The sequence below is a fragment of the Stappia indica genome (assembly GCF_020177335.1).
Lineage (GTDB): Bacteria > Pseudomonadota > Alphaproteobacteria > Rhizobiales > Stappiaceae > Stappia > Stappia indica_B.
Genome location: NZ_JAIVMG010000001.1, coordinates 822,841 through 847,696, shown reverse-complemented (window position 1 = coordinate 847,696; position 24,856 = coordinate 822,841). Strand labels below are relative to the sequence as shown.

Genomic DNA, 24,856 nt, shown 5'->3' with positions numbered 1-24,856 from the left:
AGTAAGTTTATGCCGCGTTGTGGTTTTGTAAATATTCGGTTGCGTTGGCGAAATGCATTCGCCTGTCAAGAATTCGATCCGTTCGTCCGCTTGGCGAGCCGAATTTCAATGGAGTTTCTTCGAAGGAGTGTGCCGGTGCAAACGACCGGACGCACTTGGTGTTTTGGCGAAAAAGAGGTCAGAGGTTCTGGGATCTTCTGAGATAGATCTCGGCGTAATTCTTCTGCTTTCAGTAAAATGTACCTAACGTCTTTGCGAAGCGTTCTTCCGCTTTTTTGAAACAAGACGTTCCAGGGGATCGTCTGCGGCGATTTAAGGGTTTGGCAAGCAAGGCCGGGCCAGCGTTGCGGCGCGAGGGGGCGTGAGTGCGGCGCAGCGGTCCGGCAGGCCGGGCGCGGCCGGGGCGGTGGAGGCGTATCGTTTCGAGGCAGGAAGGGGGCGTCTTTGCCATGCGCACCCCGTTTGAGCGGCACTACGTCAAGGATCTGGCCGGCAATGCGCATCCCGATGCAGTGGCGGCCTTCAACGCGACCCGCCCGGTGCGGCGCAAGTATTTCCCCGGTGCGGCGGGGCGCTACCGGCCCGAGGATCACTATGTGGTGGCACCGGCCCGATGGGAGAGAACGCCGGAGGGGAAGGTCTGGCTTGGTATCTTTGCCCATGAAACCGGCCATGCCATCGATCATGGCGGCCGTCCGTCGGGGCAGGGGCGGTCGATCTGGATGGGGCCGGCGATCCGGCGCGACCGGATGGGGATGGTGAGCCGGTCCGAGGTGGAGCGGGGGACGTTGGCGCATGTGGACGGCGAGTGGGCGCTGGGGCGATTTCCGCCCGGCGCGCGGGCCTGGTTGCTGGAAGGCTTGCCCGGGCGGGCGGAGGCCGCCTGTTTTGCCCGGTGCTGGAGCGTCGGCCGTATGGAGCAGGCGATTGATGCCTATGCCAGGGCGCGGCTGACCCTGTCGTCTCGGATGCGCAAGGGACCGCCGGACGAGGACGCCCGGCTGCACGTCTATGCCATGGCCAAGGTCAATGACTATATCGGCGCGGTCTACGACCTGGAACGCGGCGGGGGGCATTCACGTGCCTACTACCGCCAGTTTCTGCCGCTGGCCGGCTCGGCGCTAACCATCGGTCACGCGGCGGAGGCCTTCGCCAATGCCTTTGTTGCCGATGTTCTGGAGGGAACGGAGCTTCTGTCGTTTCTGGTCCGCAGCGCGGCGCCGCACACCCATGCCGCCTACCGGTTTCTGCTGCGCCGCATCGGCCTTGGGCTGTGCCTGCGCGGGTGAGTCTGGCCGGCAGCGCGGGTGGGGCAAGTCGGGGTGGACGAGACAACGGCAAATTCAGCCCCGCGCAACGGTTCGAAGGACCGTGCTGAAGTGCTTCTTGCTGTCAAATTTTAAAAGGGGGGGAATGGTGGGCGATACTGGGATTGAACCAGTGACCTTTCCGGTGTGAACGGAACGCTCTCCCGCTGAGCTAATCGCCCGGCCGCCATCGGCTGGTGGCGGTTATCTAAACGACGCCAATTGTTTGCGCAAGGGTGATTTTGCCGGCTTGTGGAAATTCCCGGGGGATAGGGGCGTAAACGGGTTTGATTGGGGCTCCTGTCGGGGCCGGCGGGCAGGGTCTTCGGGGAGCGGTGGTGTCGGCGGGCGGGATGCGTTTCTGATTTTGATTTCCATAAAATATCTTGAATAAATAAAATTGACCACATAATTTATGGTTATGGATGAGATTGACAAGAAAATAATCAGACTTCTCGGATTGGATGCGCGGCGCTCGCTGGCCGATATCGGTGCGGCGGTCGGGCTGTCCGCGTCTGCCGTCAACGAGCGGATCCGCAGGCTTGTGGCGTCGGGCGCCATTCGCCGTTTCACCGTCGATGCGGATCCGCGCGCGCTTGGCCTGCCGGTGCTGGCCTATCTCTGGATCGCGCTTGCACGGGATGCGGATGAAGGGGCCTTCCGGCGGATGATGGCGGCGCATCCGGCAATCGGCGAATGCCACCATGTCACCGGGGCCTGGTCGTATCTGGCCAAGGTCCGGGTCGGGTCGCTGGATGAGCTGGAAGCGCTGCTCGCCGAGGTCAAGCGGCACGGATTTCTGGAGCGCAGTGAAACGGTCATTGCCCTGTCGTCGGTGACCGATGGGCCGTTCTGCCCGAAGGAGGAGGTGCCATGATCGATCTTGCGCTTTTCGGCAAGAGCCTGGTTCTCGGCCTGGCGATTGCCGCGCCGCTCGGACCGATCGGCGCGCTGTGCATCAATCGCACCCTGGAGCGCGGCTTCTGGGCGGGGCTTTCCGGTGGCCTGGGAACGGCGCTGGCGGATGCGGTCTACGCCAGTTTCGCGGCGGTGGGGTTTGCCGCCTTCGCGGCCGGGCTCGCCATCATCGACGCGCCGCTGCGGCTGATCGGCGGCGCGTTCATGATCTGGCTCGGCGTCAAGGCGCTGAGCATCTCCCGCGTCGATGCGCCGGCGGCCAGGGTCGGGGCGCGGGATCTGATCGGCACAGTCGCCGCCACGTTCTTCCTGACCATCACCAACCCGATGACGATCCTGGCCTTCGCGGCGATCTTCGCCGGTCTCGGGCTTGCCGAGGCGCCGGGGGCGGCGGGGGCTGCCAGTGTGGTCAGCGGGGTGTTTTTCGGATCGCTGTTGTGGTGGGGGCTGCTCAGCGGCGGCGTTGCCATCATGCGCCATCGCGTGTCGGCCGGGTTCGCCCGCTGGAGCGGGATTGCGTCAAGCGTCGTTCTGATCGCCTTCGGCGTTTTCGCCATCGGCTCGCTGGCTGGTCCGCTGGTGGAGGTCTGGGCCGGCGGGTGAGGGTGGGTCTGAGGTGCGGGGGTAGTTTCAGGCGTTGGCGGCGGTCCGGGGGAGGGTGCCCAGCCCTTCTACGGCGGCGTCAAGCGCATCGAAATGGGAAATGATCGCATCCGGCGCCAGCTTCTCGACCGGAACGCTGGTGTAGCCGAAGGTGACCGCGACAACCGGGATCCCGGCGGCGCGGGCGGCGTCGATGTCGGTCTTGCTGTCGCCGACCATGATGGCGCGGGCGGGGGAGCCATTGGCGCGGGCGATGGCGCCGAGCACCGGTTCGGCATGGGGCTTGGCGCGGGAAAACGTGTCACTGCCGACAATGGCGTCGAAATGGCCGGTCATGCCGAGGGAGGCAAGCAGCGGCCTTGCGAGATATTCCGGCTTGTTGGTGCAGATCGTGCAGCGCCAGCCACGGGCGCGAAAGCGCTGAAGCGCGGCGATGACGCCGGGAAAGGGGCGGCTGTGCACGGCGATATTCGCCAGGTAGTGGTCGAGAAACCGGGCGTAGAGGGTTTCGATCAACTCCGGGTCCGCCGTCACGCCATTGTCCGCAAGGCCGCGCTGCAGCAGCGCCCGCGCGCCCTGGCCAAACAGGGAGCCGAGGCTTTCCGGCGGCACCGGTGCGTGTCCGAGCGAGGCCAGCACCGCGTTCAGCGTCGCCGACAGGTCGCCCATCGTGTCGACAAGCGTGCCGTCCAGATCGAAAACAAGCGTGGGGGCAGCGGGCATTGCGGGTCTCCGGAGGAACCTGGGCCGTAAGCTCATAAAATTGGCTGCGAATGGCTCAGGGCCGGCAGTTTTATGAGTGGGCGGCCCAGCGTGGCTACCGGGTTTCGCTGCCCGTGGCAAGTCCTGCGCCCTCCTTGGCGCGGGTGCGAAGGAGGGGGCGGGGCGGGCCGGGCTCACAGCCGGTACGCCGTGCGGAAGGCGCCCCAGTGCCGGTCGGCGATCATGACCGGGGCGTCGATCTCGCGCATCCAGACGATCTCGCCATTGCCCATGTCGCGCGGATAGGTCTGGATCAGGAAGGGCCGGGTGTTGCGTGCGGCGCTGAGCCCGGCGCGATCATCGAACATGCGCCTGTTCCGGCTATGCGCCGCGTTCCAGACCGGATCGTCCGGCCGCTGCGGCTGGGAGTAGATCCGATTGTGCACCGGCAGATAGGCATTGCGATCAACGGCGGCGCAGAAGGACATGCCATCGCTCTGGGCGTCTGCCAGGATCTCTTCCTGGATCGCCGGCAGCAGCGCTTCCAGCGCGGTAAGAGCGCGGTTTGTCACCTGCGGCGGATTGCTGCCTTCGATGGGGCGATAGTCGGTGTCGAACAGCGCATCGAGCGACAGGCTTCCCTCGGCAAGCGCCTGGGTCAGGGTCTCGGCGATCCGCGTCGCGCCATCCCGGGCCCGGGTGATGTAGCGCTCAAGCTCTTCGGAAATCCGCGTAAGCTTGGCCTCCAGCTTCGCCTGGAACTCTGGAGACGGCGAGCGAAACGCGCAATGCAGCCCGTTGTCGGAGCGGGCCACCAGATCGACCGCCACCGCGCCGAGCCCGGCAAGTTCCAGCTGCGCCGGGCCGGGCGTGAACCCATCGCCCTCGCCAGGGTGTTGCGGCACCAAGAGGACACCGCCGGCGGACAGATCGCGGGAGCCGACCGCCAAGCGTTGACCGCCGCGCGTGAGCGTGCCGGAAAGCTCCGCCGGCAGCCGGTCGTGGCGCCGCCGGTCGCCCATGGCGGTCTGCCGGATCATCATCGTCACCCGGTTGTTGAGGTTGCCGCTGAGGTCCAGCATGGTGTCGGTGGCCGCGCCGGCCGCCCGTCCCGACTGGGCGGCGTTGTCGGTGGCGGCGGCGATGGTGCCGACCTTTTCGGTAACCGCCCGCACGAAGGAGGCGGTCTGTCGCGCCGTCTCGCTGACATCCTTGGAGGTCTGCAATTGTTGACTGACCGCCTCGGCGACGGCGGAGAAGCTGGGGCGGATCTCGCCGATCACGCCGATGATCCGGTCGACGGCAACGATGCTGCCTTCGGCGGATTGCTGCAGGCGGGCGATGTTGGCGACGATCTCGTCGGTGGCCGACTGGGTCTCGACCGAGAGCGCCTTGACCTCATTGGCGACCACGGCGAAGCCCTTGCCTGCCTCGCCGGCGCGGGCGGCCTCGATGGTGGCGTTGAGGGCCAGGAGGTTGGTTTGCTTCGCCACGTCCGAAATGAGTCGCACCACATGGGCAATGTCGTCGATGGCGGTCTTCAGGTCCTGGATGCCGGCATTGGCGGTGTCGGCGACCTGCCGCGCTTCATCGGCCAATTGGCTGGAATGACGCACCTGATCGTCGATCTCGCCACTGGCCGCGGCCAGGCTTTCGATCGCCTCGGACAGATGTCGCGCGGTGCGGTCGGCCTGCTCGGTCTCGCCGCGCAGGGTTTCGGAATCGCCGCGGATGCCGGAGAGCACCTCAAGCTGTTCGTCGACCCTCTGGCGCAGTTGCTGCGCGCCCGACCCGATACCGGCGGCGGCGCTTCGCAGGTCCGCTTCGATCATGTCGAGCGTCAGCGCGGTCTGACGATCCCGGACGTCACTTTGTAAGTCATTGGTGCTTTGACCATCGCGAAGGGGCGGGATTTCCTCCGAAGTGGCGATCTCCGTGGCGATTTCTGTTTTTTTTGAGCGTATTGCCGAAAAAAGGCGCATTGAAAGTTCTCCGGGTGCGGAAACTTCCCCAAGGGATGATTTGTGAAATTTTGTGAATTCTGCACGCACTCTCTTAAATTGATGGTTAACGAAGCGTCATGATTCTGCGTCAGGTTGTTTTCTGGTTGTGTTGGCACGCATATGGGGTGGCGGCGTGTCGGCCAGCTTCCCTTTGCGCTGCTGCCGTCCCATGCTAAACCCGCGCTCGCTGGCGCTTCACGCGCATCGATATTTGGGAAGACGGGTTTGATGAGCGAAGATCTGAAGCGACTGGCTGCGGAAGCAGCGCTAGGCGAGGTGCAATCCGGCATGCGGCTGGGGATCGGCACCGGTTCGACGGCGGAACATTTCGTGCGCGGTCTCGGCGCGCGGGTGCGGGCCGGCCTCGATGTTGTCGGCGTTCCGACTTCCGAGCGCACCGCTGCGCTCGCCCGCGAAGAGGGGATCCGGCTGGAGACCCTGGAAAACTGCCCTGAACTGGACCTGACCGTCGATGGCGCCGATGAACTGGACGCCAATCTGACGCTGATCAAGGGCGGCGGCGGCGCCTTGCTGCGCGAGAAGATCGTTGCCACCGCCTCCGCGCGGATGGTGGTGATCGCCGATGCGGGCAAGCGGGTGTCGTGCCTTGGTGCCTTTGCTCTGCCGATCGAGGTGGTTCCCTTCGGCCTGCGCGCGACGCGCAATTCGATCGAAAGCGCGCTGGCCGCGCTCGGCTATTCGGCGGTGCCAGCGCTGCGCGGTGGTGCCGAGCCGTTCGTGACCGATGGTCAGCATCACATTTTTGACGTGGAACTGGGGCAGATACACGACCCTGTCGCGGTGTCGGACGCCCTGTTGAGGATCCCCGGCGTCGTCGATCACGGCCTGTTCATCGGCATCGCCGATGCCGCCTATGTCGCCGGACCCGATGGCGTGGACCGCCTGACCCCGGCCGCCGGATAAAACCGGGCTGGCCGGGTAAGCCAACCCTCTGCCGATGCCCTTTGCAATGGAGTTTTTAATGATCCGTATCGCTCGCAAGACCCTGCTGGTCGCCGCTTCGGCGCTGTTCATGAGCGCCGCCCTGCCGCTGCAGGCGCAGGAGACCATCCCCGAGGACCATCTTGCGGCTGCCCGCGAGACCGTGTTCGCATCCAATGCGATCCGCGCCTTCGACAATGTGCTGCCGCTGATGGCCGAGCGCACCCGCACGCTGTTCATCCAGCGCGATCCGGCCAACACGGCGATGATCGACGAGATCGTCAACGAGGTGGCGCTGTCGCTTGCATCGCGCCGTCCGGAGCTGAACAAGGTGGTGTTCGAGGTCTGGGCCCGCCGCTTCTCCATCGAGGAGCTGAACCAGCTGACCGCCTTCTACAAGTCGCCGCTCGGCCAGAAGTATTCCCGCGTCGAGCCGGAGCTTCGGGCGCTGTCGATCGGTGCGGCCAAGCAGTGGGGCGATGCGATTTCCACGGAAATGGTGACCTTGGTGCGCGAAGAGCTGACCAAGCGACAGGCGGCGGCGACCGAGTAATCGGTCGTACCCCCTGAGGGGATGCTGCTCGCGCACTGGAGATACGCTGAATGACTGATTTCGATTATGATCTTTTCGTCATTGGCGGCGGATCGGGCGGCGTTCGCGCCGCGCGTATCGCCGCCGGCTATGGGGCGCGGGTGGGCATCGCCGAGGAGTACCGCTATGGCGGCACCTGTGTCATCCGTGGCTGCGTTCCCAAGAAACTCTTTGTCTATGCCTCCAAATTCTCCGAGGAGTTCGAGGACGCGGCCGGCTTTGGCTGGCAGGTCGGCGAGCGGCAGTTCGACTGGGAAAAGCTGATCGATGCCAAGGACCGGGAGATCGCGCGTCTGGAGGGCGTCTATCGGCGCAATCTGGAACGGGCCGGCGTGGAGCTGTTCGACAGCCGGGCCGTGCTGGAGGATGAGCACACGGTGCATATCCTCTCCGATGATCGGCGGGTCCGTGCCAAGACGATCCTGATCGCGGTCGGCGCGACCCCCAATGTCGATGCCGGTCTTCCCGGCGGCGAGCACGTGATCACCTCCAACGAGGCGTTCCACCTTGCTGATTTCCCGAAGCGGGTGGTGGTGGCCGGCGGCGGCTACATCGCCGTCGAGTTCGCCGGCATCTTCAACGGCCTCGGCGCTGAAACCACGCTGCTTTATCGCGGCGAGGAGATCCTGCGCGGCTTCGATGGCGATCTGCGAAAGATGCTGCACGAGGAGATGGAGCGCAAGGGCATCCGCGTGATCTGCGGCGACACCTTCGCATCCATCGAAAAGGGACCGGATGGCTTGATCGGCCAGACGCAAGCCGGTGAAACCCTCGCCGCCGACCGGATCATGTTCGCGATCGGTCGCCGGCCGAACACCTCCGGCCTCGGCCTGGAAGCGGCCGGCGTGGCCGTATCCGCGTCCGGCGCCATCGAGGTGGACGAGACCTCGCGCACCAATGTGCCCTCGATCTATGCGGTCGGGGACGTGACGGACCGGGTGAACCTGACGCCGGTGGCGATCCGCGAGGGCCATGCCTTCGCCGATACGGTGTTTGGCGGCAAGCCCTGGAGCACGGATCATGACATGATCCCCACCGCCGTGTTCTCGCAGCCGGAAATCGGCACCGTCGGCCTCACCCAGGAAGAGGCGGTAGCCTGCTACGGCGCCGTCGATGTCTATCGCGCCGCCTTCCGGCCGATGAAGCACACCCTGTCCGGGCGCGAAGAAAAGATGCTGATGAAGATGCTGGTCGAGCCGGACAGCGACCGGGTGCTTGGCGTTCATGTGCTCGGTGCCGATGCGGGTGAGCTGTCGCAGGTGCTGGGCGTTGCCTTGCGCATGGGCGCGACCAAGGCCGATTTCGACAGCACCATGGCGGTGCACCCGACGGCGGCGGAAGAGCTGGTGACCATGCGCGAGCCGAGCGAGCGGATCCGCGCCTGAGGTCGATGGCAGTCTGACGCCTCTCGCCCTCAGGGGCGGGGCTACCACAGGGCGATATGAGGCGGGGCGGATCAATCCGCCCCGTAAGTGTGTTGGCAGTGCTCCTGCGGGGCGGCCTCCCGGACGAAGCGAAGCGGAGAGAGCCGGTATCGGCGAGGCGCGGCCGCCCGCTTTCAGTCTCTTGGAAATGCCTGTCTTTTGGCTCGCCGATTCTGGGTCGCGCTGACGCTTGCCCGGAATGACGCCAAGAGGAGGTGCCCGGACGACACCATTTCAAGGGCAGCGGCGGCTCGATACCGTACACCACCGCCACACTCCGCGTCCTCCCGGACGCCGCAAGGCGGCGAGCCGGGATCGGAGAGCCGCGGCGTTTCGGTGCCTGTCCGTTGGCCAAGCAGGAGCTTCCGCCACGCGCCTCCACTTGAGGGCGAGGGGCGCAGGCCTGAAGGCATCCATTATCGTCATCCTCAATGCACGGATGAGGGAGGAATTGACCGCACCGAGTTGATGGTGCCCAGGCGGGTTTGGCCTTTGTCGCAGTTTGCGGGCGGTGCTGCTGCGCCCGCCCGTTTTCATCTGTCGCCCGTTTGCGGTCTGTGCGGTTCTGCCGGGAAGCGGGATGATGACGGGTGCGGGGAAAAGAAATACGCCCACCGGTGGGTCGGGGCCGTCAGGGGTGGAGTTGACGGGACGGGACCGATCCGGTGGGCGCCGGGAGTTTTTATATGTCCGCGATCATTTGTCGATGGGGCATCGCGGTTTTGTCCGAAACGTGGTGGTGTCGGGCTGACCTTCCTCGACCATGTCCGTTCCGGCTTGCTCTATACAAACCAAAAAGCGTGCCAACCGGGTTGTGCGCGTGCCACTCTGCAAAATACTGCGAAAGATGACGAAATCTCCCAGAATCTGATAGTGACACCCGGAATCCTGCGCGAATTGGCCTTGTCACTTTTGCGAATTGCAATGCAGTCGTCCAAAGTTGCAAATCTCTGAAAATTATCGGTAAAAAATTTGCGTCTTCTGGCCGGTGCGCGGCGACCGCCCATGCCGGTGACCGAGGCGGTTTAGCCCTCCACAATGAGTGTATCCATCGGAACGTCGTGCCATTGCGGGTAGATGGTCGGCAGGCGGCTGATTTCGTAGCCCACTCCGATGATCTTCGGTGTGTGCGGCATGGCGCGCAGGGTCCGGTCGTAGAACCCGCCGCCATAGCCGAGCCGGTAGCCCGCGGCGTCGAAGCCGACCAGCGGCGCGACGATCACATCCGGGGCGACAATCGCGCCCTGGGTCGGGACGGGAATGTTCCACACGCCCTTTTCCAGAGGGTCACCGGGCTGCCAGAGGCGAAACTCCAGTGGCTGGCCCTTGGTGATGACCGCAGGAAGCGCCGCTCGGGCGCCGTGGGAGACAAGGGTCTTGATCCAGGGGCGCAGGTCCGGCTCGCCGCGGAACGGCCAGTAGAGGCCGATTGTATGCTCTGCAAGAGGGTGGAGCGCCGCGTCGAGGCGATGCGCAATCCGTTCGGAGATCTGCTGGCGTGTTTCCGCCGGCAGGGCGAGGCGCTCGGCAATCAGGCGCTCGCGGGTAGCCTTGCGCCAGCGAGAGAGGTCCCGCGAGTTCTGTGAACCATCTGCCGTCGCCACCGGGCGCCCATCGGGGCCAAGCTCATGCATGAAACAGGGCGGTGAGGCGTAGGTGCCGGGGGTGTCGCTGTCATCTGCCGCTGTCATGTCCCGCTCCCGATCCACTGCTGGTCCGGCAAGGATGACACGGGACGGCGGTCTGATGAAAGGGGAGGTGCCCGTAGCGCTGGTGAAGCGCGAGGCCAGGACCGCCGGGCCAACAGGCCCGGCTGGTGCATTCGCAACGATGGTCCGGAAATCTTCGGCAGCGCTTTCGGCCGATCGCAGAGCGATGCAGACCGGAAGAAGATGGTACGCCCAACGGGACTCGAACCCGTGTTTCCGCCGTGAAAGGGCGGCGTCCTAGACCGCTAGACGATGGGCGCCCGCTGCCGGTGTGCGCGGTTTATAGGGGGCTTTTTTCTTCCCGGCAAGAGGGGATCTGTGTCGTCATCCACAGTTTCGCATTTTGATGTTGATAGTTGTGCCGGGGAGGGCGGAAGAACCGCAGTTTTCCGCCCCTTTTCCGGTTACCAGCTTCCGGTATTTTCCATCGAGGCCCAGGGTTCGCGGGGCGCCAGCGCCTCGCCCTTCTGCAAAAGCTCGATCGAGATGTTGTCGGGAGAGCGGACGAAGGCCATGTGGCCGTCGCGCGGCGGGCGGTTGATCGTCACCCCGGCCTTCTGCAGCTTCTCGCAGGTGGCATAGATGTCCTCCACCTCATAGGCGAGATGGCCGAAATTGCGGCCGCCGGTGTACTCTTCCGGGTCCCAGTTGTAGGTGAGCTCAAGGGCCGGCGCCTGTCCCTTGCGCACCGCATCGAGGTCTCCGGGCGCGGCAAGGAAGATCAGGGTGAAGCGTCCCTTTTCGTTGTCGATGCGGCGTGCTTCCTCCAGCCCGAACGCATCGCAGTAAAAGCGCAGCGATTCGTCGATGTCGCGGACGCGGACCATTGTGTGCAGATAACGCATGAATGCCTCGTTGTTGGCGATGAATTGGCAACAGCATATGGCGCGCCGGCCGGACATCAATGGGGTGACCGGCGTTTTTCCGGGCGGGAGCGCGCCGCCTCGGGCGCTCCGATGCGGGGCGGCTTGGCGAATCGCCGGTTTCACCGCACACTGAAATGGACTTGCCGACAGTGAATTCGAAGAATTGTCTGGTCCGGCAATGCGGCAGTGTTATCCTTCGGAGGTGGAATCGTTGTATTGCGGTGTCCGCGCAAGAGGATCCAGCTTACGGCGTATCAGGGGCATGGACGAATGAAGGACTTGATGGCAAAGGCAGCGGCGACGCGACACGAAACGGGATCGGAGGATCCCGGTGTCGATCTGCTGGAGGTTGCCGGCTCGATCAAGTGGTTCGATGTGGCCAAGGGCTACGGGTTCATCGTCCCCGACGAGGACCTTGGCGATATTCTGCTGCATGTCACCTGCCTGCGCCGCGATGGCTATCGCACCGCCTATGAGGGCGCGCGGATCGTCTGCGAAGTGGTGCCGGGCACGCGCGGTCTGCAGGCCTTCCGCATCCTGTCGATGGACGAATCGACCGCCATTCACCCCTCCCAGATGCCGCCGTCGCGCACCCATGTGCAGGTGACGCCCGAAGGCGGTTACGTCCGCGCCACGGTGAAGTGGTTCAATCGCATCAAGGGTTTCGGCTTCGTCACTGAGGGCGAGGGCACGGAAGATATCTTCGTGCACATGGAAACCCTGCGGCGCTACGGCATCACCGAGCTGCGCCCCGGGCAGACGGTGCTCGTGCGCTTCGGCCAGGGTCCCAAGGGACGGATGGCCGCGGAAATTCGCCCTGACGGCGAAGGCGTGCATATTCCCGCCTCCCATTGACGGGGCGCTTGCTGCAGCGTTCTTGCGTTGTCTGGGAAACTTGCACGGCACATCATTCGCCGTCACCTTAACGGGTGACTGCTTGTCGCCGCACCGGAGGGGCCGGTGATCTCGCGGCGGGCATACCCTTCAGGATACCGCTGGCCGTGACCATGGACATCTCGTTTCCAGGATTTTGCAGACCCGCTCGCCGGTCCGCCGGCAGCAAGGCCGGCGCGCTGCGCGCGGCCCTTCGCAAGCTGGCGCTTGGCGGCGCGCTGCTGCTTCTTTCCTGGAGCGCGCCCCTGCCTGCAAGCGCTGGAGGGGCCGAGGCCGCCGCTCTGCGGCGCGAATCGCTGCTGGTCATCTCCCAGACCGGCCGTCATCGCTTCGAGGTGGAAATCGCCGATACGCCGGCGGCCCGTGCCACCGGGCTGATGCACCGCACCGCGCTGGCAGACGATCAGGGGATGCTGTTCGACTTCAAGCAGGAGAAGGAGGTGTTCTTCTGGATGAAGAACACGCTGATCCCGCTCGACATGCTGTTTGTCGAAGCCTCCGGCCGGATCGCCCATATCGCCCGGGAGGCGACGCCGCTCTCCGAAGAGCTGGTGCCCTCGCGGGCCGAGGTGCGCTTCGTGCTTGAGGTCAAGGGCGGTCTGGCTGCCCGGCTCGGGATTGTCCCGGGCGATGTGCTGCAGTCCGACACCATCAAGGGGTCGGACTGAGCCCTTCGCGTCGTCCGCGCCTTACTCGAAGGTGACCTCCTCGCCGTCCTCCTTGGTGAAGCGGCGAAGCACGCCCGGCGGCAATAACTCCACGACCGTTTCCGATGGCCGGCAGAGCCGCGTGCCGCGCGGGGTTTCGACAATCGGCCGGTTGATCAACAGCGGATGGGCCATCATGGCATCGATCAACTGATCGTCGCTCAGGCTGAGGTCGGCCAGCCCCAGCGCGTCATAGGGCGTTCCCTTCTGGCGCAGGAGCTGGCGCGGGGAAAGCCCCATGGCCGCCAGCAGCGCAACGAGCCGCTCCCGGCTGGGCGGGGTCTTCAGGTATTCGATCACCTCAGGGGTTTCTCCGGCCGCGCGCAGCATGGCCAGGGTGTTGCGCGAGGTGCCGCAGTCCGGGTTGTGGTAGATGGTGACGTGCATCGGGGCCTTCCCTTGTGAATAGCGGCGATCAGGCGAACCAGTGGCGGGTACGGTTGGCGAAGGCGACCAGCGACAGCATCACCGGGACTTCCACCAGCACGCCGACAACGGTGGCCAGCGCCGCGCCGGAGTGGAGGCCGAACAGGCTGATGGCCACCGCCACCGCCAGCTCGAAGAAATTCGAGGTGCCGATCAGCGCGCAAGGGGCGGCGATGTTGAAGGGGATCTTCCAGACGCGGGCAGCGGCATAGGTCAGAAGGAAGATGCCGTAGGACTGGAGCAGCAGCGGCACGGCGATCATCGCGATCAGCAGCGGATCACGCAGGATCACCTCGCCCTGAAAGCCGAACAGCAGCACCACCGTGGCCAGCAGGCCGAGGATCGACACCGGCTTGAGCCGCGCGGTGAAGCGGGCAACCGCTTCTTCCGCGTCCGCGTCCGCGTCCGCGCCAGTGCCGGCGGCGCGGGTCAGGTGTTGGCGGGTGAGCGCGCCGGCAGCCAGCGGAATGGCCACATAAAGCCCGGTGGCGAGCAGCAGGGTGTCCCACGGCACGGCAATATCGGTCACGCCCAGCAGCAGGGCGACGATCGGCGCGAAAGCGAAGATCATGATGACGTCATTGGCCGACACCTGCACCAGGGTGTAGGCCGGATCGCCGCGCGTGAGCTGGCTCCAGACGAACACCATGGCGGTACAGGGCGCCGCGCCGAGCAGGATCAGGCCGGCGATATAGCTTTGTGCGTCCGCTGGGGCGATCCAGCCGGCGAACACATGCTCGAAGAACAGCACCCCGAGCGCGGCCATGGTGAAGGGCTTGATCAGCCAGTTGACGACAAGGGTCAGCACCAGCCCCTTGGGCCGGTCGCCGATGTGCCGCAGGCTGGCGAAATCGACATTGACCATCATCGGGAACACCATCGCCCAGATCAGCCCGGCGACGACCAGATTGACAGAGGCGTATTCAAGGCTTGCCAGAAAGGCAAAGGCGGAGGGCGCGAAGGCGCCGAGCAGAAGCCCGGCGGCGATGCACAGCGCCACCCAGACGGAAAGCCATTTTTCGAAAAAGCCGATGCCGCCGGCGGGAAGGGCGGAGGCATCGGGAAGCGGCGCTGCGGCAGCGAGATTGTCGGTCATGAGAAGGGTCCGGTTCGGGAGACGATGTGAGCGATGCGCGGAAGGAAGGCGCGCAGAAGAGGATGGAAAGCGCGGTCAGGAGGCGGGCTTGGGCGTGCCGTCGCACACCACCGCATCGATCACGGGGCGGCAGAGCTCCGGTGCGCCATTGCAGCAATCCTCCATCAGGAAGGCGAGCAGATCGCGGAAGCCGGTCATGTCGGCGAAGTAACGCACCGACCGGCCCGCGCGCTCCGGACGGATCAGCCCGGCCTGGGTGAGGATCTTCAGATGCGCCGAGGCGGTGTTCTGCACCGCGCCGAGCCGCAGGGCGATTTCACCGGCGGGAAGGCCCGCGTCGCCCGCTCGCACCAGCAGGCGAAACACCTCAAGCCGGGTTTCCTGTCCAAGTGCCGCCAGGGCGGCGAGAGCTGATGGGGTATCCATTTATCCATAAATCCAGATATTATGATTGATCTGGATGTAGCACCATGACCGCATGGGCGCAAACCCTTTGTGGCCTGGCGGCTCTGCGAGCGGGGCAGGTGAGGGCAATCAGATGCCGCAGGCCTTGCGGAACGCGGCGCGCGCCTTGGTCGCGCCCTCCATCGGCGCGGAGAAGATCGTAATTCCCTCGGCGGTGGTGAACGCGATCCGGCTGCCGCTGGAAAATTCTTCCATCGCGGGCTCCGTGGCGGGCAAGGTGCCGACGAAGGTTTTCGCGGCGTCGACATCGTGACCGTCGACCGGGTGGCGGGCCAGGCGTCCGCCAGACAGCGTGATCCACATCATCATGGAATCGCTTGTGTCATCAACATTCCGCATGCCTTCGTGCGGCCCGCCAGTGAGCGTGAAATACAGCGCCGCGCGAAGGCGGCTGCTGCAGCCGGTATCCAGGATCTTTCCAGCCGCGGAGGTCTGCGCGGAGGCGATTGTGCCGTCGTTCGAGACACCGCTCTGCCAGGGTTCGGCTGGCGCCTGGGCGGCGAAGAGCGGCAAGCAGGGAAGGACTGTCAGACAAAAGGCCGGCGAAAAGGCGGGGAGGGAGAAAGGAGCTGCGCATCATCTGTCTCCTGCATGCGAAACGTCTGAAGGAAACGATGCATCCCATGATGTGCCCCGGTCAGGGGGGGGCAATGCCTGGCATCTGGTGGGAAACGGCGTGCCACAACCTTCATGCTTTCAGCTTGTCTGGCTAAATGTGGTCGGCCGTAGTTGCGAGCGGCAAATGCGGGGTCATTAAGCAGCATGTTGATTTTTCTAGATAACGCTTCCCCCTTCATGAGCCGATTAGTCTCTAGGGTTGATTTTTTCAACCTGTATGCAACCATAGAAAGATTCTTTCTACCGGTCTGAGGAGGTGTCGCCACGAAACAAAGGGGGCAATACGGTAAATTAGGGGAGGACATTTGGCCGATTACGCTCACCTCTCTCGCTGTCCTAGGGTCCTCTGGGCCGTGAGGAGGGCGCCGAAATGGACAGATCAGTAGCCGACATTCAAACCAGTATCCTAGGATATCTCGCTGGAACACTTGAGTTCTGCCGTGACGAAGTGCGGCCGATTGACTCGCAACTCGCAAGGAAAATCGACCTACTGCATGACGAGGTCGTCGCGGTTATGGAAATGAAGCGATCCGCATCGCGACTATTGCGGTAGCGTGTTATAGCATGCCCGTTATAGGCGAGATCTTTCTGAGGGGCGGTGATCGTGCGAGACGTTCGATTCTCTAGTATTATTGAGAAGCTTCAAGCTGTATCAAAAAAAGGTGACGGTAGAGATCTTCTTGATCGAGTTGTTGAAGAGTATGGTTTGAGTAACGCTGTATATTATGCGCGTAAAATTCCTGAGTTAACGCCGAAAGAGCATTTCTTTGCGCTGACCTATCAAGACGATTGGGTGAGGCATTACCAAGATCAGGATTTTTTCTCGATTGACCCGGTTCTGAAAGCAGGGGCACAGAGCCTTCTTCCAGTTGATTGGGATGTACTCGATCGTAGGGCGCCGAAAATCCAACAGATGTTTGGCGAAGCTCAGGATTTTGATGTTGGTCATAAGGGCCTGACATTTCCAATCAGGGGCGTGAACGGCGAAACGGCGCTGCTATCGATTACCTCGGATTTTTCAGACCGGGAGTGGAGCCAAACCAAATCAATCTATATTCGCGACTTTCAGGTTATCGCGAATTTCATTCACGAAATGATCATTCGGACTGAGGGGGGCGGCCGACTGTGCCCAAAACTCTCTCCTCGTGAGATTGAGTGTTTGCGGTGGGCCTCTGAGGGAAAGACGTATGAGGATATTGCAGTTCTGATCGGAATACGAACCGGGACAGTAAAGACGTATATGGAGATGTCTCGCCGAAAACTAAACGCTTTGAATACGACACATACGGTTGCTCGCGCAATCTCCTTTAAGCTGATCGACCCTCCAGGCTAAGGGATGTTTTTTTACGCGGGAACTCCCCCAAAATGCAGAATATACCCGTAAAAATATCGCTGTCATTGTCACCTCACCAAATGAGTGAGGAGGGAACAATATGATCCGCTTGATCCAGGGAATTGATCGTATGGAACATGCATTCGAGATTGATCGGATGCATACAATCCGAGCAGAGGTTTTTCATCATAGGCTCTGCTGGGATGTGACTGTCAAGGACGGTTGGGAAATCGACGTATTCGACGAACAAAACCCACTGTACATCATCTCAATTGACCCAGACACTGATGATGTGCGCGGTTCATTGCGGCTTTTGCCGACGACTGGCCCCAACATGCTTCGCGACGTTTTCAGTGACCTGTTGCCTGACGACCTCGAAGTCGCTGATCCGCTGATCTGGGAAGCCTCACGTTTTTCAATGGATCCCGAGTATGCGTGTCGCTCGAAGAAATGCGGTCAGGTGAGCGAGATTACCGCTGAGCTTTTTCTTGGGGCGATTGAAATCGGCGCACTGATTGGGCTCAGACAGCTTGTGACGGTATATGATGCGCGCATGGCGCGGCTATTCCGTCGAGCGAATTTCAACATCGATGTGGTCGGCACTCCGATGCGGTATGGTCGCGTCATGACCTATGCAGGCGTCATCGATACCAATCAAACCACGATCAACGAATTGCGCATGGCGAGCGGACATACCGCGTCGGTCCTCGAGAAACCCGCTCCGACGAATCCGCTCGCTGCGCTGGTTGCTTAAACGAAGACGTGTCACATCAAAGCCGAGGCAAGAGGTATTGCCTCGGCTTTGCGAGTCCGTGATGCAGACACTCACGGTCTTCCGAAAAGCCCGCGAAATGGGTTGCCATTTGATCTTGCGCGAGATGCTAAATTTTTGCGACACGATAAGTCGATGAGACGTGATAGATCACAATCGCACGATGCCCTGGACGTTGGAGGAGATAGCTGTCGCGGCCGACTGGCTCCGGGCCGAGGGGCCGGTAATACACGCTTTTTGGTCGCCGTGCTTTACCGGTTGGATCTGCTGCCTTGGGTCTTGGTTGAGTGCGGTTATTTGGGCGGATGTGGTCACCTTTCTGTCATGCGTGGTGAAGCTGGCTGGTCATCCGCGCTAGTAGCGCCACTTTGGCGACCTGAGCCTCGTCGCCGTGCTCCAGGTCGAGCGCGTCCTCGCATATTTCGATGGTCAGGGCGTAGAGACTAGCGTGCATGCTTCGGCCAATGGTTGCAAAAACTTTATGCTTTTCTTCGCAGTGTGGCGGAGAACAAAACGGGATTGCTTCCCCTGCGGATTCCGGGGCTATTCCGGGACTCCTTTGCCTCAGGGTGCTAAATTCGCCAGAAAAATCCTGGTTCGTTCCCCCTTGACGGCTTGCGGCTAGGCCGGATACACCCCACGGGACCAGCCGGACGGGGTATAGCGCAGCCTGGTAGCGCATCTGCTTTGGGAGCAGAGGGTCGCAGGTTCAAATCCTGCTGCCCCGACCATTCTTCAAAAAGATCGATTCATTCTCCGCCGCTACATTGCTTGCGGATCTAGCGCATGCGCGGTGTATCGGCGGTTGGTCTTCAGGCAATCGGCGAGGGACGGGAGGCGTTTTCCCCGGTCCTGCGGCCCGCCGGCGGCGATTTGCGATGTTGACTTCCCCCGGCGGCGGGGAAATAAACAGGCGCAGTTGGTGCGCAACCGCGCACCGGAACAGCGAATTGAGCGACGGGAGCCGTCCGATGGTGGCACGCATCTATTCTCCGGCCAAGACCGCGACCCAGTCCGGCCGTGGCAAGACCCATGACTGGGTGCTGGACTACGTTCCGGAGGTGGCGCGTACGATCGAGCCGCTGATGGGCTACACCTCCTCCAGCGACATGCGCCAGCAGGTGCGCCTGCGCTTTGCCAGCGAGGAAGAGGCCGTGGCCTACGCCCGGCGCAATGGCATCGCCTACCGGGTGGAAAAGCCGCGCGAACGGCATGTGCCCAAGGTGGCCTACTCCGACAACTTCCGCTTCAACCGGCATATGCCCTGGACCCACTGACGGCCCAGAGCGGCGGGATCCGATCCCGTCCGGCCCCGTAGCTCAGGTGGATAGAGCATCGGTCTTCTAAACCGAATGTCGCAGGTTCGAATCCTGCCGGGGTCGCCATTTCCCTTCTTTCAGTCCGAAGCAGAGTGTTCCCGCGCGCGCATCCGTGCGCCGGGCTGTCCAGGTCATAAAAAACCACGCGCGGGAGGGGCCGGCGCGTGGTTTTGTTTTGCGGGAAGGGCGGCCCGCCCTGAGGGGAGGGCCGCCGTGTCCGGTTTGGCTTACTGCGCCGCGCCGCGCGCGGTGGCAAGCCAGCCGTCGACCATCTCGCGGTTGGCCTTGATCCAGTCGGACGCCTGCTTCTTGATGTCTTCCGGGCTGTCGGCGCCATCGTTCATCGCCGAGTTCTGCGCGAAGATGTCCTCAAGCGGAATCGAGGCGGTCTTCAGCAGGGTGGCGACGGCGGGGTTCTCCTTCAGGAACTTGGAGTTGGCCACCGGCACGATGTCGTTGGCGGCAAAGCCCATGACGCACGGGTCGGCCACGCAGGAGGCAACACCCTTGGCTGCGTTCTCCTCGGTCGCCTCTTCCGGCACCTGGATCCAGACCACGTCCTTGCCCAGCTTCAGCTCGTTGACGGTCCAGTTCGGCGTCCAGGTGTAGAACAGGATCGGCTCGCCGGCGCCATAAGCGGCAACCGCATCGGCCATGGACGCGGAGTAGCTGGCCTTGATCTCGTTGATGTCGCCCTTGAGATCGTACTTGGTCAGATGCCCGTCGATGGCGACCTCACAGCCCCAGCCCGGGGGGCAGGCAACCAGATCGGCCCGGCCGTCGCCGTCACGGTCGAAGGCTTCCTTGACGTCGTCGCGCTTGAAGTCGGCCAGCGACTTGATGTTGAACTTTTCCGCCGAAGCCTTGTCGACCAGGTAGCCCTGCAGCGCGCCGCCGGCGGCAACCGCACCGATGATCTCGGCGGAGCCTTCGAAGGCCGGACGGTAGGTGTCGTGGATCGGGAACCAGCCGTTGACCCAAAGGTCGACATCGCCATAGCCGACCGCCTGATAGAAGGGCGGGTTGTCGAGGGTGGTCGGGCCGTCGATGGAGTAGCCGAGCTCCTCGAAGAGCTGCTTGTAGATTTCCGAATGGAACCAGCCGGTGTCCCAGGTCGCCTGGGCCATCTTGATGGTCTTGCCGGCGCCCGGGCCGTCCTGTGCCGAAGCCGGGGCGGCGGCGAGGGTGCCGACCAGCGCCAGGGCCGTCACGGACAGGAGGGTCTTCTTGAGGCTGTTCATGGTGTGAAATCTCCGAAATTGGAACGTCAGATGGGGATGGCGGCGTGCGCCGCCACCTTGGGCACGCGGCCCCGCTGGAACGGGGCCGCGCGAAACGGTGTGTCGCAGCGAGGCGGGGCGTCAGGCCGGCTTGCCGCTTTGCGCGCCCGCATCCGCCTTGCCGGCGGAGAACAGCGAGCGCAGCGACTGCCACAGCGAGGGCGTTTGCACGCCCTTCTTCTCGCCCAGCGACTGGGTGATACGGTCCAGAATGATCGCCAGGAGGACGATGCCGATGCCGCCGGTCGTCGCCGCGCCGACATTCAGCCGTCCGAGGCCGGTGTAGACCGTCAGGCCGAGGCCACCGGCGCCGATCAGCGCCGCGATGACGACCATCGACAGGGCCAGCATCAGGGTCTGGTTGAGGCCGGCCATGATCGTCCTGAGCGCCAGTGGCAACTGCACCTCCCACAGCATCTGCCAGCGAGTCGAGCCGAAGGCCTCGGCGGCCTCGATCAGATCGGCGCGCACGTTGCGGATGCCAAGGTTGGTGAGCCGGATGATCGGTGGCAGGGCGAAGATGATGGTGGCGATGATGCCAGGCACCATGCCAACGCCGAACAGCATGACGATCGGCACCAGATAGACGAAGGAAGGGATCGTCTGCATGATGTCGAGGATCGGCCGGACCACGAGCAGGACCCGGTCGCTGCGGGCGCTCCAGATGCCGAGCGGAATGCCGATCACCGCGCAGAAGAACACCGAGGTGAGGATCATCGACAGGGTGGTCATGGTTTCCGCCCACAGGCCGATCATGTCGATGAAGATCAGCGCCACCAGCGTGAACAGCGCAACGCCGCGTCCCGCCGTACGGTCGGCGATCAGCGTCAGTCCGACGGTGAAGACCAGCATCGGCAGCCAGTGGAAGAAGCTGTCGATCCGGGCAAGGACTTCCGTGATCGGCACCTGCATGGCGCGAAAGGCCGGGCGGAAGTTCGGCACCAGAAAATCGCGCACGAAGGAATTCACCCAGTCGTCGAGCGGGATCTGGACAAAGTCAGCGGGGCTGATCATCGGGGTGTCCCTCCTTGTGCGGTGTCGGTTGCCTTTTCTTCTGCGGGCGGCGTGCTGCCGTCTTCCGTAGCCTCGTCCTCATCCTCGTACTCGTCTTCGGAGGCATCGCCCGAGAGCTGGGAGAACACCGCTTCCACCTCGATCACGCCGGTCAGGCGCCCGCGCTTGTCGGTCACGGCAATCGGGTGGCCGGCGCTGGCCGCGCCGTAAAGCTCGTTCAGCGGCGTGTCCTGGTCGACCACAGGAACATCCGTCACCATCACCTCGGCAAGGTCGGTGCGGCCTTCCTCGCGGGCGGCGACCGCCAGTTCCTGATAGGTGACCAGGCCGGCGACCTTCTGGTCATCAACCACGTAGAGCGCGTTGCGGTTGTGCTCTTCCATCAGCTGGAGAGCCTTTTCCGCCGCACCCTTTTCGTGCTGCTCGACGGTCACCGGATCGGCGACCACATGGCTCGCCTCGAACACGCGGCCACGGTCGATGTCGGCGACAAAGGCGGCCACATAATCATCGGCCGGGTTGTCGACGATTTCCTGGGCCGTGCCTACCTGCACGAAGCGACCGTCCTTCATGATGGCGATCTTGTCGCCCAGAAGCAGGGCTTCGTTGAGGTCGTGGGTGATGAAGATGATGGTCTTCTTCAGGATCTTCTGAAGATGCAGCAACTCATCCTGCATCTCGCGGCGGATCAGCGGATCGAGCGCGCCGAACGGCTCGTCCATCAGCAGGACCTGCGGATCCGTCGCGAGCCCGCGCGCCAGACCGACCCTCTGCTGCATGCCGCCGGACAGCTCGCCGGGCAGGCTGTCGGCATAGGCGGCAAGTCCCACCTGCTCCAGCGCGGCAAGCGCCTTCTTGCGGCGTGAGGCTGCGCCCTCGCCCTTGATCTTCAGCCCGTAGGCGACGTTCTCGGCAACGGTCTTGTGCGGAAACAGCGCGAAATGCTGGAAGACCATGGTGATCTTCTCGCGCCGGATCTTGCGCAGGCGCTCCGCCGAGCAACTGGCAACATCGTCGTCGTCGATCAGGATCTTGCCGGAGGTGGGCGGGATCAGGCCATTGAACGTCCTGACCAGGGTGGACTTGCCGGACCCGGACAGGCCCATGACCACAAAGATTTCCCCTTCGCCAACCTCGAAGCTGACATCCTGGACACCAACGGTTTGACCGGTCTCCTCGAAAATCTCGATCTTCGATTTTCCGGACTTCAGTGCGTCAAGGGCCCCTTTCGGGTCCTCGCCAAATATTTTGTAAACACCTTCGACCCTTATTTTGGGTTTCATGGATCCTCTTTTTGATTTCCTGATTGTTTACTGGGAAAATCTTCCGGATTACGTAAGGTTTCTTTTGCAAATTTACTTGCTTTATTTCGCTGGCTTTGCCGCGTATGCTTTCAATTTTGCTTCGATCTTCCCATATCGCGGCGCAATATATCGTTTGTTATTATAATTCTCAACCGCAAATCAGATTTAATTTTATACGTTGCTCGCGGCGGCGGTTGTGGTGGCGAAATATGCTGGCGGGTGCGACGGTAAGTCGATGGGCGTGCGGGGAATTTGGCGCGCGGGTTCGTCGCCGGGAGCGGGTGTGTGGTCACCTGTTCGGCGTCGGTAGCGGCTGCTCGATTGGATTGGGGAGTGGGCCTTACGCGAACTGGCCGGCGCACCAGCCGGAGGACCAGGCCCACTGGAAATTATAGCCGCCAAGCCAGCCGGTCACGTCCACGACCTCGCCGATGAAGTAAAGCCCGGGGGTGGTTCTGGCTTCCATCGTTTTGGAATCGAGGTCGCGGGTATCCACTCCGCCGAGGGTCACTTCGGCGGTGCGATAGCCTTCCGAGCCTGTCGGCTTGATCCGCCAGTCGGTGACGGCGGCGGCGGTGCGCCGCAGCGCCGCGTCCGACATGTCGGCCAGGTTGGCCGGTGCGCGGGCTTCCGCCGCGATGAGCTGCGCCAGTTTCTTCGGCAGGTGATGGGAGAGGGCGGTCTGCAGGGCCTGTCGCCCGTTGCTGGCGCGCTGTGCGCGCAGGGTCTCGAACAGGTCGGCTCCCGGCAGCATGGAGAGGGCGATCTCGTCGCCTTCGCGCCAGTAGGAGGAGATTTGCAGGATGGCGGGGCCGCTGAGGCCGCGATGGGTGAAAAGCATCGCCTCATCAAAGCGGGTCTTGCGGCAGGTGGCGGTGGCATCGACTGCCACGCCCGCCAGCGGTTTCAGTCGCTCAAGCAGGTGCGGATCGAAGGTCAGCGGCACCAGGCCGGGGCGGGTTTCGACAAGGCGCAGGCCGAATTGGGTCGCCAGGTCATAGCCAAAGCCGGTCGCGCCCATCTTCGGGATCGACTTGCCGCCCGTCGCCACCACCAGCGACTGGCAGGACAGGCTGCCACCCGAATGGCGTACGGTGAAGCCGCGCTCGGATTTCTCGACGCTTTCCACGCGGGTGGCGAGTTCCAGCTTCGCACCGTGATCCCGCATTTCGGCAAGCAGCATGGCGATGATCTGTGTGGCGGACTCATCGCAAAAAAGCTGTCCGAGTGTTTTCTCGTGATAGGCGATGCGGTGCCGCTCGACCAATTGGATAAAATCCCGCTGGCTGTAGCGGCTGAGGGCGGAGATGCAGAAGCGCGGGTTGCGGGACAGGAAGTTCCGCGCGCTGGTGTGGATGTTGGTGAAATTGCAGCGGCCGCCGCCGGAGATTCGGATTTTCTCGCCGGGCGTCTTGGCGTGATCCAGCACCAGCACCGACCGACCGCGCTTTGCAGCTTCGATCGCGCACATCATGCCGGCGGCGCCGGCGCCAATTACCACGACATCGATGTGCTGCAACGTGCTGCTCCAGATGGTGGGGCGGATCGCTGATGGGGTCGAGCGGTGTTCCGTGCCCTGGGGTGTCGAAACGCAGGCGGTCTACTCCCTGCGTCAGACGTGCCAGCGCTCATATAGGAAACCGCCCGGCAGGGCCATGCGCGACGCCGAAAAACGTCAGTAGCGTCAGATGTCGGGTGTTCTGTGGGGTGGGGCGCAGATGCGCTGCCCACAGCACTCTGAGGCGCAAAGCGCCTCGCAGGCCGGGAGGCCTGCTTGATCTTCAATGTCTGTGAGAAACACCTTGGAGGGTGTGGCTCCCCGGGCCGGACTCGAACCAGCGACCCAGCGGTTAACAGCCGCTTGCTCTACCAACTGAGCTACCGGGGATCACCCTGTGCAGCGAGCTTCGCTGCGTCGGTGGCGAGCATATAGCAAACGGTTGGCGCGCTTGCCAAGCGTTTTCGTCCGGAAAATTTTGCAAGGCTGGGGAAAACTTTTTCGGATGGCTGGTCCGGCTGGGCGCGGGGCGGGCGCCCTCGTCAAGGCGCTCCTTGGGCATTTGCCACTTGCGGGCCCTTGTTGCTGTGACGGCAAAGCGGTACAAGAGGATGTGTTCCGGTTCCCCGCTTCGGGCAAAGCCCGATGGGGATGAAAAGGGAATGCGGTGGGGGAGGACCCAATCAGGGCTCCCGATTCCGCAGCTGCCCCCGCAACTGTATGCGGCGAGCCGCCCTGCGAAAGGCCACTGGATCGTTCGATCCGGGAAGGCGCAAGGGTGGCGGTGACCCGCGAGCCAGGAGACCGGCCGGAGCACGTGACTCGCACATGTCGTCGGGTGGACGACCAATGGAGAATGCCAATGTCCGCTTCTGTCTCCTCCGCCGCTGCCGCTTCGCAAGCGTCCGTTTCGCGCGCAGCCCTGTTGCCGGTCGTGCTCCTCAGCGCCTTTGTCGGCGCCTTCGTGGTCTTTGGCGTGGGCTTTGCCCATTCCAATGTGCTGCACAACGCGGCGCATGACAGCCGGCACGCGCTCGGCTTCCCCTGCCACTGACGATCCGGAG

The 24,856-nt window shown here is 63.2% G+C and carries 25 protein-coding genes, 5 tRNA genes and 1 riboswitch; of the genes, 14 read left to right on the top strand and 16 right to left on the bottom strand.

What is annotated here, in order from left to right; translation table 11 throughout:
- The first annotated feature begins 449 nt into the window (after positions 1-449).
- On the top strand, positions 450-1,289 hold the full coding sequence (locus LC062_RS03715; protein ID WP_224909652.1) for a hypothetical protein: 840 nt from the start codon (positions 450-452) through the stop codon (positions 1,287-1,289).
- Between the two features lie 125 nt (positions 1,290-1,414).
- Here the strand turns inward: LC062_RS03715 and LC062_RS03710 are convergent.
- Positions 1,415-1,489 (bottom strand) — tRNA-Val (locus LC062_RS03710).
- Positions 1,490-1,728: 239 nt separating this feature from the next.
- Between LC062_RS03710 and LC062_RS03705 the strand changes: the two genes are divergently transcribed.
- A complete protein-coding gene (locus LC062_RS03705; RefSeq protein ID WP_224909651.1) occupies positions 1,729-2,184 on the top strand; it encodes an Lrp/AsnC family transcriptional regulator in 456 nt (151 codons plus the stop codon).
- Positions 2,181-2,828: a LysE family translocator gene (locus LC062_RS03700; RefSeq protein WP_263625421.1), complete on the top strand. Its 648-nt coding sequence runs from the start codon at positions 2,181-2,183 to the stop codon at positions 2,826-2,828. The genes LC062_RS03705 and LC062_RS03700 overlap by 4 nt, the downstream gene beginning before the upstream one ends.
- A 27-nt stretch (positions 2,829-2,855) precedes the next feature.
- Here the strand turns inward: LC062_RS03700 and gph are convergent, their stop codons facing one another.
- Together gph and LC062_RS03690 are read right to left on the bottom strand one after the other, a co-directional pair.
- Positions 2,856-3,551, bottom strand: a complete 696-nt coding sequence (gph, locus tag LC062_RS03695; RefSeq protein WP_224909650.1) for a phosphoglycolate phosphatase — start codon at positions 3,549-3,551, stop codon at positions 2,856-2,858.
- Positions 3,552-3,724: 173 nt separating this feature from the next.
- Positions 3,725-5,362, bottom strand: coding sequence for a methyl-accepting chemotaxis protein (locus LC062_RS03690; RefSeq protein WP_224909649.1), 1,638 nt, complete (start codon positions 5,360-5,362; stop codon positions 3,725-3,727).
- Between the two features lie 399 nt (positions 5,363-5,761).
- On the opposite strand from LC062_RS03690, the gene rpiA reads away from it, so the two are divergent.
- Genes rpiA through gor form a run of 3 tightly spaced genes read left to right on the top strand, consistent with a single transcriptional unit; the run spans position 5,762 to position 8,452 of the window.
- The gene (rpiA, locus tag LC062_RS03685) at positions 5,762-6,457 is read left to right on the top strand and encodes a ribose-5-phosphate isomerase RpiA (protein WP_224909648.1); all 696 of its coding nucleotides are present in this window, start codon (positions 5,762-5,764) and stop codon (positions 6,455-6,457) included.
- A 58-nt stretch (positions 6,458-6,515) separates the two neighbouring features.
- On the top strand, positions 6,516-7,028 hold the full coding sequence (locus tag LC062_RS03680; RefSeq protein ID WP_224909647.1) for a DUF2059 domain-containing protein: 513 nt from the start codon (positions 6,516-6,518) through the stop codon (positions 7,026-7,028).
- Between the two features lie 50 nt (positions 7,029-7,078).
- Positions 7,079-8,452, top strand: a complete 1,374-nt coding sequence (gor, locus tag LC062_RS03675) for a glutathione-disulfide reductase (protein WP_224909646.1) — start codon at positions 7,079-7,081, stop codon at positions 8,450-8,452.
- 1,064 nt (positions 8,453-9,516) lie between these two features.
- On the opposite strand, the gene LC062_RS03670 is transcribed toward gor, so the two are convergent.
- The 3 genes from LC062_RS03670 to LC062_RS03660 all read right to left on the bottom strand — a co-directional run bounded on the left by LC062_RS03670 (position 9,517) and on the right by LC062_RS03660 (position 11,045).
- On the bottom strand, positions 9,517-10,182 hold the full coding sequence (locus tag LC062_RS03670) for a 5-formyltetrahydrofolate cyclo-ligase (protein WP_224909645.1): 666 nt from the start codon (positions 10,180-10,182) through the stop codon (positions 9,517-9,519).
- 202 nt (positions 10,183-10,384) lie between these two features.
- Positions 10,385-10,460: transfer RNA gene (locus LC062_RS03665), tRNA-Glu, on the bottom strand.
- Positions 10,461-10,604: 144 nt separating this feature from the next.
- Positions 10,605-11,045: a VOC family protein gene (locus LC062_RS03660; RefSeq protein WP_224909644.1), complete on the bottom strand. Its 441-nt coding sequence runs from the start codon at positions 11,043-11,045 to the stop codon at positions 10,605-10,607.
- A 303-nt stretch (positions 11,046-11,348) separates the two neighbouring features.
- On the opposite strand from LC062_RS03660, the gene LC062_RS03655 reads away from it, so the two are divergent.
- Positions 11,349-11,921, top strand: coding sequence for a cold-shock protein (locus tag LC062_RS03655; protein ID WP_224909794.1), 573 nt, complete (start codon positions 11,349-11,351; stop codon positions 11,919-11,921).
- A gap of 152 nt (positions 11,922-12,073) precedes the next feature.
- Entirely contained in the window at positions 12,074-12,628 is a 555-nt protein-coding gene (locus LC062_RS03650) for a DUF192 domain-containing protein (protein WP_224909793.1), read from the top strand.
- Between the two features lie 21 nt (positions 12,629-12,649).
- Here LC062_RS03650 and arsC read toward each other — a convergent pair whose 3' ends face one another.
- The 4 genes from arsC to LC062_RS03630 all read right to left on the bottom strand — a co-directional run bounded on the left by arsC (position 12,650) and on the right by LC062_RS03630 (position 15,167).
- The gene (gene arsC, locus LC062_RS03645) at positions 12,650-13,054 is read right to left on the bottom strand and encodes an arsenate reductase (glutaredoxin) (protein WP_224909643.1); all 405 of its coding nucleotides are present in this window, start codon (positions 13,052-13,054) and stop codon (positions 12,650-12,652) included.
- A 28-nt stretch (positions 13,055-13,082) separates the two neighbouring features.
- Positions 13,083-14,189, bottom strand: coding sequence for an ACR3 family arsenite efflux transporter (arsB, locus tag LC062_RS03640; protein ID WP_224909642.1), 1,107 nt, complete (start codon positions 14,187-14,189; stop codon positions 13,083-13,085).
- A gap of 75 nt (positions 14,190-14,264) precedes the next feature.
- Entirely contained in the window at positions 14,265-14,615 is a 351-nt protein-coding gene (locus LC062_RS03635) for an ArsR/SmtB family transcription factor (RefSeq protein ID WP_224909641.1), read from the bottom strand.
- Between the two features lie 108 nt (positions 14,616-14,723).
- A complete protein-coding gene (locus tag LC062_RS03630; RefSeq protein WP_224909640.1) occupies positions 14,724-15,167 on the bottom strand; it encodes a hypothetical protein in 444 nt (147 codons plus the stop codon).
- A gap of 703 nt (positions 15,168-15,870) precedes the next feature.
- Here LC062_RS03630 and LC062_RS21455 point away from each other — a divergent pair.
- Positions 15,871-16,605 (top strand): helix-turn-helix transcriptional regulator, encoded by a 735-nt coding sequence (locus tag LC062_RS21455; RefSeq protein WP_224909639.1) that lies wholly within the window; start codon positions 15,871-15,873, stop codon positions 16,603-16,605.
- Between the two features lie 100 nt (positions 16,606-16,705).
- Positions 16,706-17,359 carry an acyl-homoserine-lactone synthase gene (locus LC062_RS03620; protein ID WP_224909638.1) on the top strand — a complete coding sequence of 218 codons (654 nt, stop codon included), beginning with the start codon at positions 16,706-16,708 and terminating at the stop codon, positions 17,357-17,359.
- Between the two features lie 340 nt (positions 17,360-17,699).
- Here LC062_RS03620 and LC062_RS21295 read toward each other — a convergent pair whose 3' ends face one another.
- A complete protein-coding gene (locus LC062_RS21295) occupies positions 17,700-17,831 on the bottom strand; it encodes a hypothetical protein (RefSeq protein WP_263625420.1) in 132 nt (43 codons plus the stop codon).
- 200 nt (positions 17,832-18,031) lie between these two features.
- On the opposite strand from LC062_RS21295, the gene LC062_RS03615 reads away from it, so the two are divergent.
- The 3 genes from LC062_RS03615 (at position 18,032) to LC062_RS03605 (ending at position 18,762) form a co-directional block, all read left to right on the top strand.
- Positions 18,032-18,108, top strand: a tRNA-Pro gene (locus LC062_RS03615).
- Between the two features lie 240 nt (positions 18,109-18,348).
- Complete coding sequence (locus LC062_RS03610; RefSeq protein WP_224909637.1) at positions 18,349-18,654, top strand: ETC complex I subunit; 306 nt, start codon at positions 18,349-18,351, stop codon at positions 18,652-18,654.
- Positions 18,655-18,685: 31 nt separating this feature from the next.
- A tRNA-Arg gene (locus LC062_RS03605) sits at positions 18,686-18,762 on the top strand.
- 161 nt (positions 18,763-18,923) lie between these two features.
- On the opposite strand, the gene proX is transcribed toward LC062_RS03605, so the two are convergent.
- The 5 genes from proX to LC062_RS03580 form a co-directional block, all read right to left on the bottom strand.
- Entirely contained in the window at positions 18,924-19,937 is a 1,014-nt protein-coding gene (proX, locus tag LC062_RS03600) for a glycine betaine/L-proline ABC transporter substrate-binding protein ProX (protein ID WP_224909636.1), read from the bottom strand.
- Between the two features lie 120 nt (positions 19,938-20,057).
- Positions 20,058-20,990 carry an ABC transporter permease gene (locus LC062_RS03595; protein WP_224909635.1) on the bottom strand — a complete coding sequence of 311 codons (933 nt, stop codon included), beginning with the start codon at positions 20,988-20,990 and terminating at the stop codon, positions 20,058-20,060.
- Positions 20,987-22,273, bottom strand: coding sequence for a quaternary amine ABC transporter ATP-binding protein (locus LC062_RS03590; protein ID WP_224909634.1), 1,287 nt, complete (start codon positions 22,271-22,273; stop codon positions 20,987-20,989). Before LC062_RS03590 ends, LC062_RS03595 begins: the two co-directional genes overlap by 4 nt.
- A gap of 361 nt (positions 22,274-22,634) precedes the next feature.
- Positions 22,635-23,813, bottom strand: coding sequence for a BaiN/RdsA family NAD(P)/FAD-dependent oxidoreductase (locus tag LC062_RS03585; RefSeq protein WP_224909633.1), 1,179 nt, complete (start codon positions 23,811-23,813; stop codon positions 22,635-22,637).
- Between the two features lie 293 nt (positions 23,814-24,106).
- Positions 24,107-24,182, bottom strand: a tRNA-Asn gene (locus LC062_RS03580).
- Between the two features lie 212 nt (positions 24,183-24,394).
- Positions 24,395-24,619: riboswitch (cobalamin riboswitch) on the top strand.
- A 35-nt stretch (positions 24,620-24,654) separates the two neighbouring features.
- On the opposite strand from LC062_RS03580, the gene LC062_RS03575 reads away from it, so the two are divergent.
- Positions 24,655-24,846 carry a CbtB domain-containing protein gene (locus LC062_RS03575; protein ID WP_224909632.1) on the top strand — a complete coding sequence of 64 codons (192 nt, stop codon included), beginning with the start codon at positions 24,655-24,657 and terminating at the stop codon, positions 24,844-24,846.
- The last annotated feature ends 10 nt before the right edge of the window (positions 24,847-24,856 follow it).

What these genes read in the sequence shown, in the direction of transcription:
- LC062_RS03715 (WP_224909652.1), top strand. Translation starts at nt 450, where the DNA reads ATGCGCACCCCGTTTGAGCGGCACTACGTCAAGGATCTGGCCGGCAAT.
- LC062_RS03705 (WP_224909651.1), top strand. Translation starts at nt 1,729, where the DNA reads ATGGATGAGATTGACAAGAAAATAATCAGACTTCTCGGATTGGATGCG.
- LC062_RS03700 (WP_263625421.1), top strand. Translation starts at nt 2,181, where the DNA reads ATGATCGATCTTGCGCTTTTCGGCAAGAGCCTGGTTCTCGGCCTGGCG.
- gph (WP_224909650.1), bottom strand. Translation starts at nt 3,551, where the DNA reads ATGCCCGCTGCCCCCACGCTTGTTTTCGATCTGGACGGCACGCTTGTC.
- LC062_RS03690 (WP_224909649.1), bottom strand. Translation starts at nt 5,362, where the DNA reads ATGATCGAAGCGGACCTGCGAAGCGCCGCCGCCGGTATCGGGTCGGGC.
- rpiA (WP_224909648.1), top strand. Translation starts at nt 5,762, where the DNA reads ATGAGCGAAGATCTGAAGCGACTGGCTGCGGAAGCAGCGCTAGGCGAG.
- LC062_RS03680 (WP_224909647.1), top strand. Translation starts at nt 6,516, where the DNA reads ATGATCCGTATCGCTCGCAAGACCCTGCTGGTCGCCGCTTCGGCGCTG.
- gor (WP_224909646.1), top strand. Translation starts at nt 7,079, where the DNA reads ATGACTGATTTCGATTATGATCTTTTCGTCATTGGCGGCGGATCGGGC.
- LC062_RS03670 (WP_224909645.1), bottom strand. Translation starts at nt 10,182, where the DNA reads ATGACAGCGGCAGATGACAGCGACACCCCCGGCACCTACGCCTCACCG.
- LC062_RS03660 (WP_224909644.1), bottom strand. Translation starts at nt 11,045, where the DNA reads ATGCGTTATCTGCACACAATGGTCCGCGTCCGCGACATCGACGAATCG.
- LC062_RS03655 (WP_224909794.1), top strand. Translation starts at nt 11,349, where the DNA reads ATGGCAAAGGCAGCGGCGACGCGACACGAAACGGGATCGGAGGATCCC.
- LC062_RS03650 (WP_224909793.1), top strand. Translation starts at nt 12,074, where the DNA reads ATGGACATCTCGTTTCCAGGATTTTGCAGACCCGCTCGCCGGTCCGCC.
- arsC (WP_224909643.1), bottom strand. Translation starts at nt 13,054, where the DNA reads ATGCACGTCACCATCTACCACAACCCGGACTGCGGCACCTCGCGCAAC.
- arsB (WP_224909642.1), bottom strand. Translation starts at nt 14,189, where the DNA reads ATGACCGACAATCTCGCTGCCGCAGCGCCGCTTCCCGATGCCTCCGCC.
- LC062_RS03635 (WP_224909641.1), bottom strand. Translation starts at nt 14,615, where the DNA reads ATGGATACCCCATCAGCTCTCGCCGCCCTGGCGGCACTTGGACAGGAA.
- LC062_RS03620 (WP_224909638.1), top strand. Translation starts at nt 16,706, where the DNA reads ATGATCCGCTTGATCCAGGGAATTGATCGTATGGAACATGCATTCGAG.
- LC062_RS21295 (WP_263625420.1), bottom strand. Translation starts at nt 17,831, where the DNA reads ATGCACGCTAGTCTCTACGCCCTGACCATCGAAATATGCGAGGACGCG.
- LC062_RS03610 (WP_224909637.1), top strand. Translation starts at nt 18,349, where the DNA reads ATGGTGGCACGCATCTATTCTCCGGCCAAGACCGCGACCCAGTCCGGC.
- proX (WP_224909636.1), bottom strand. Translation starts at nt 19,937, where the DNA reads ATGAACAGCCTCAAGAAGACCCTCCTGTCCGTGACGGCCCTGGCGCTG.
- LC062_RS03595 (WP_224909635.1), bottom strand. Translation starts at nt 20,990, where the DNA reads ATGATCAGCCCCGCTGACTTTGTCCAGATCCCGCTCGACGACTGGGTG.
- LC062_RS03590 (WP_224909634.1), bottom strand. Translation starts at nt 22,273, where the DNA reads ATGAAACCCAAAATAAGGGTCGAAGGTGTTTACAAAATATTTGGCGAG.
- LC062_RS03575 (WP_224909632.1), top strand. Translation starts at nt 24,655, where the DNA reads ATGTCCGCTTCTGTCTCCTCCGCCGCTGCCGCTTCGCAAGCGTCCGTT.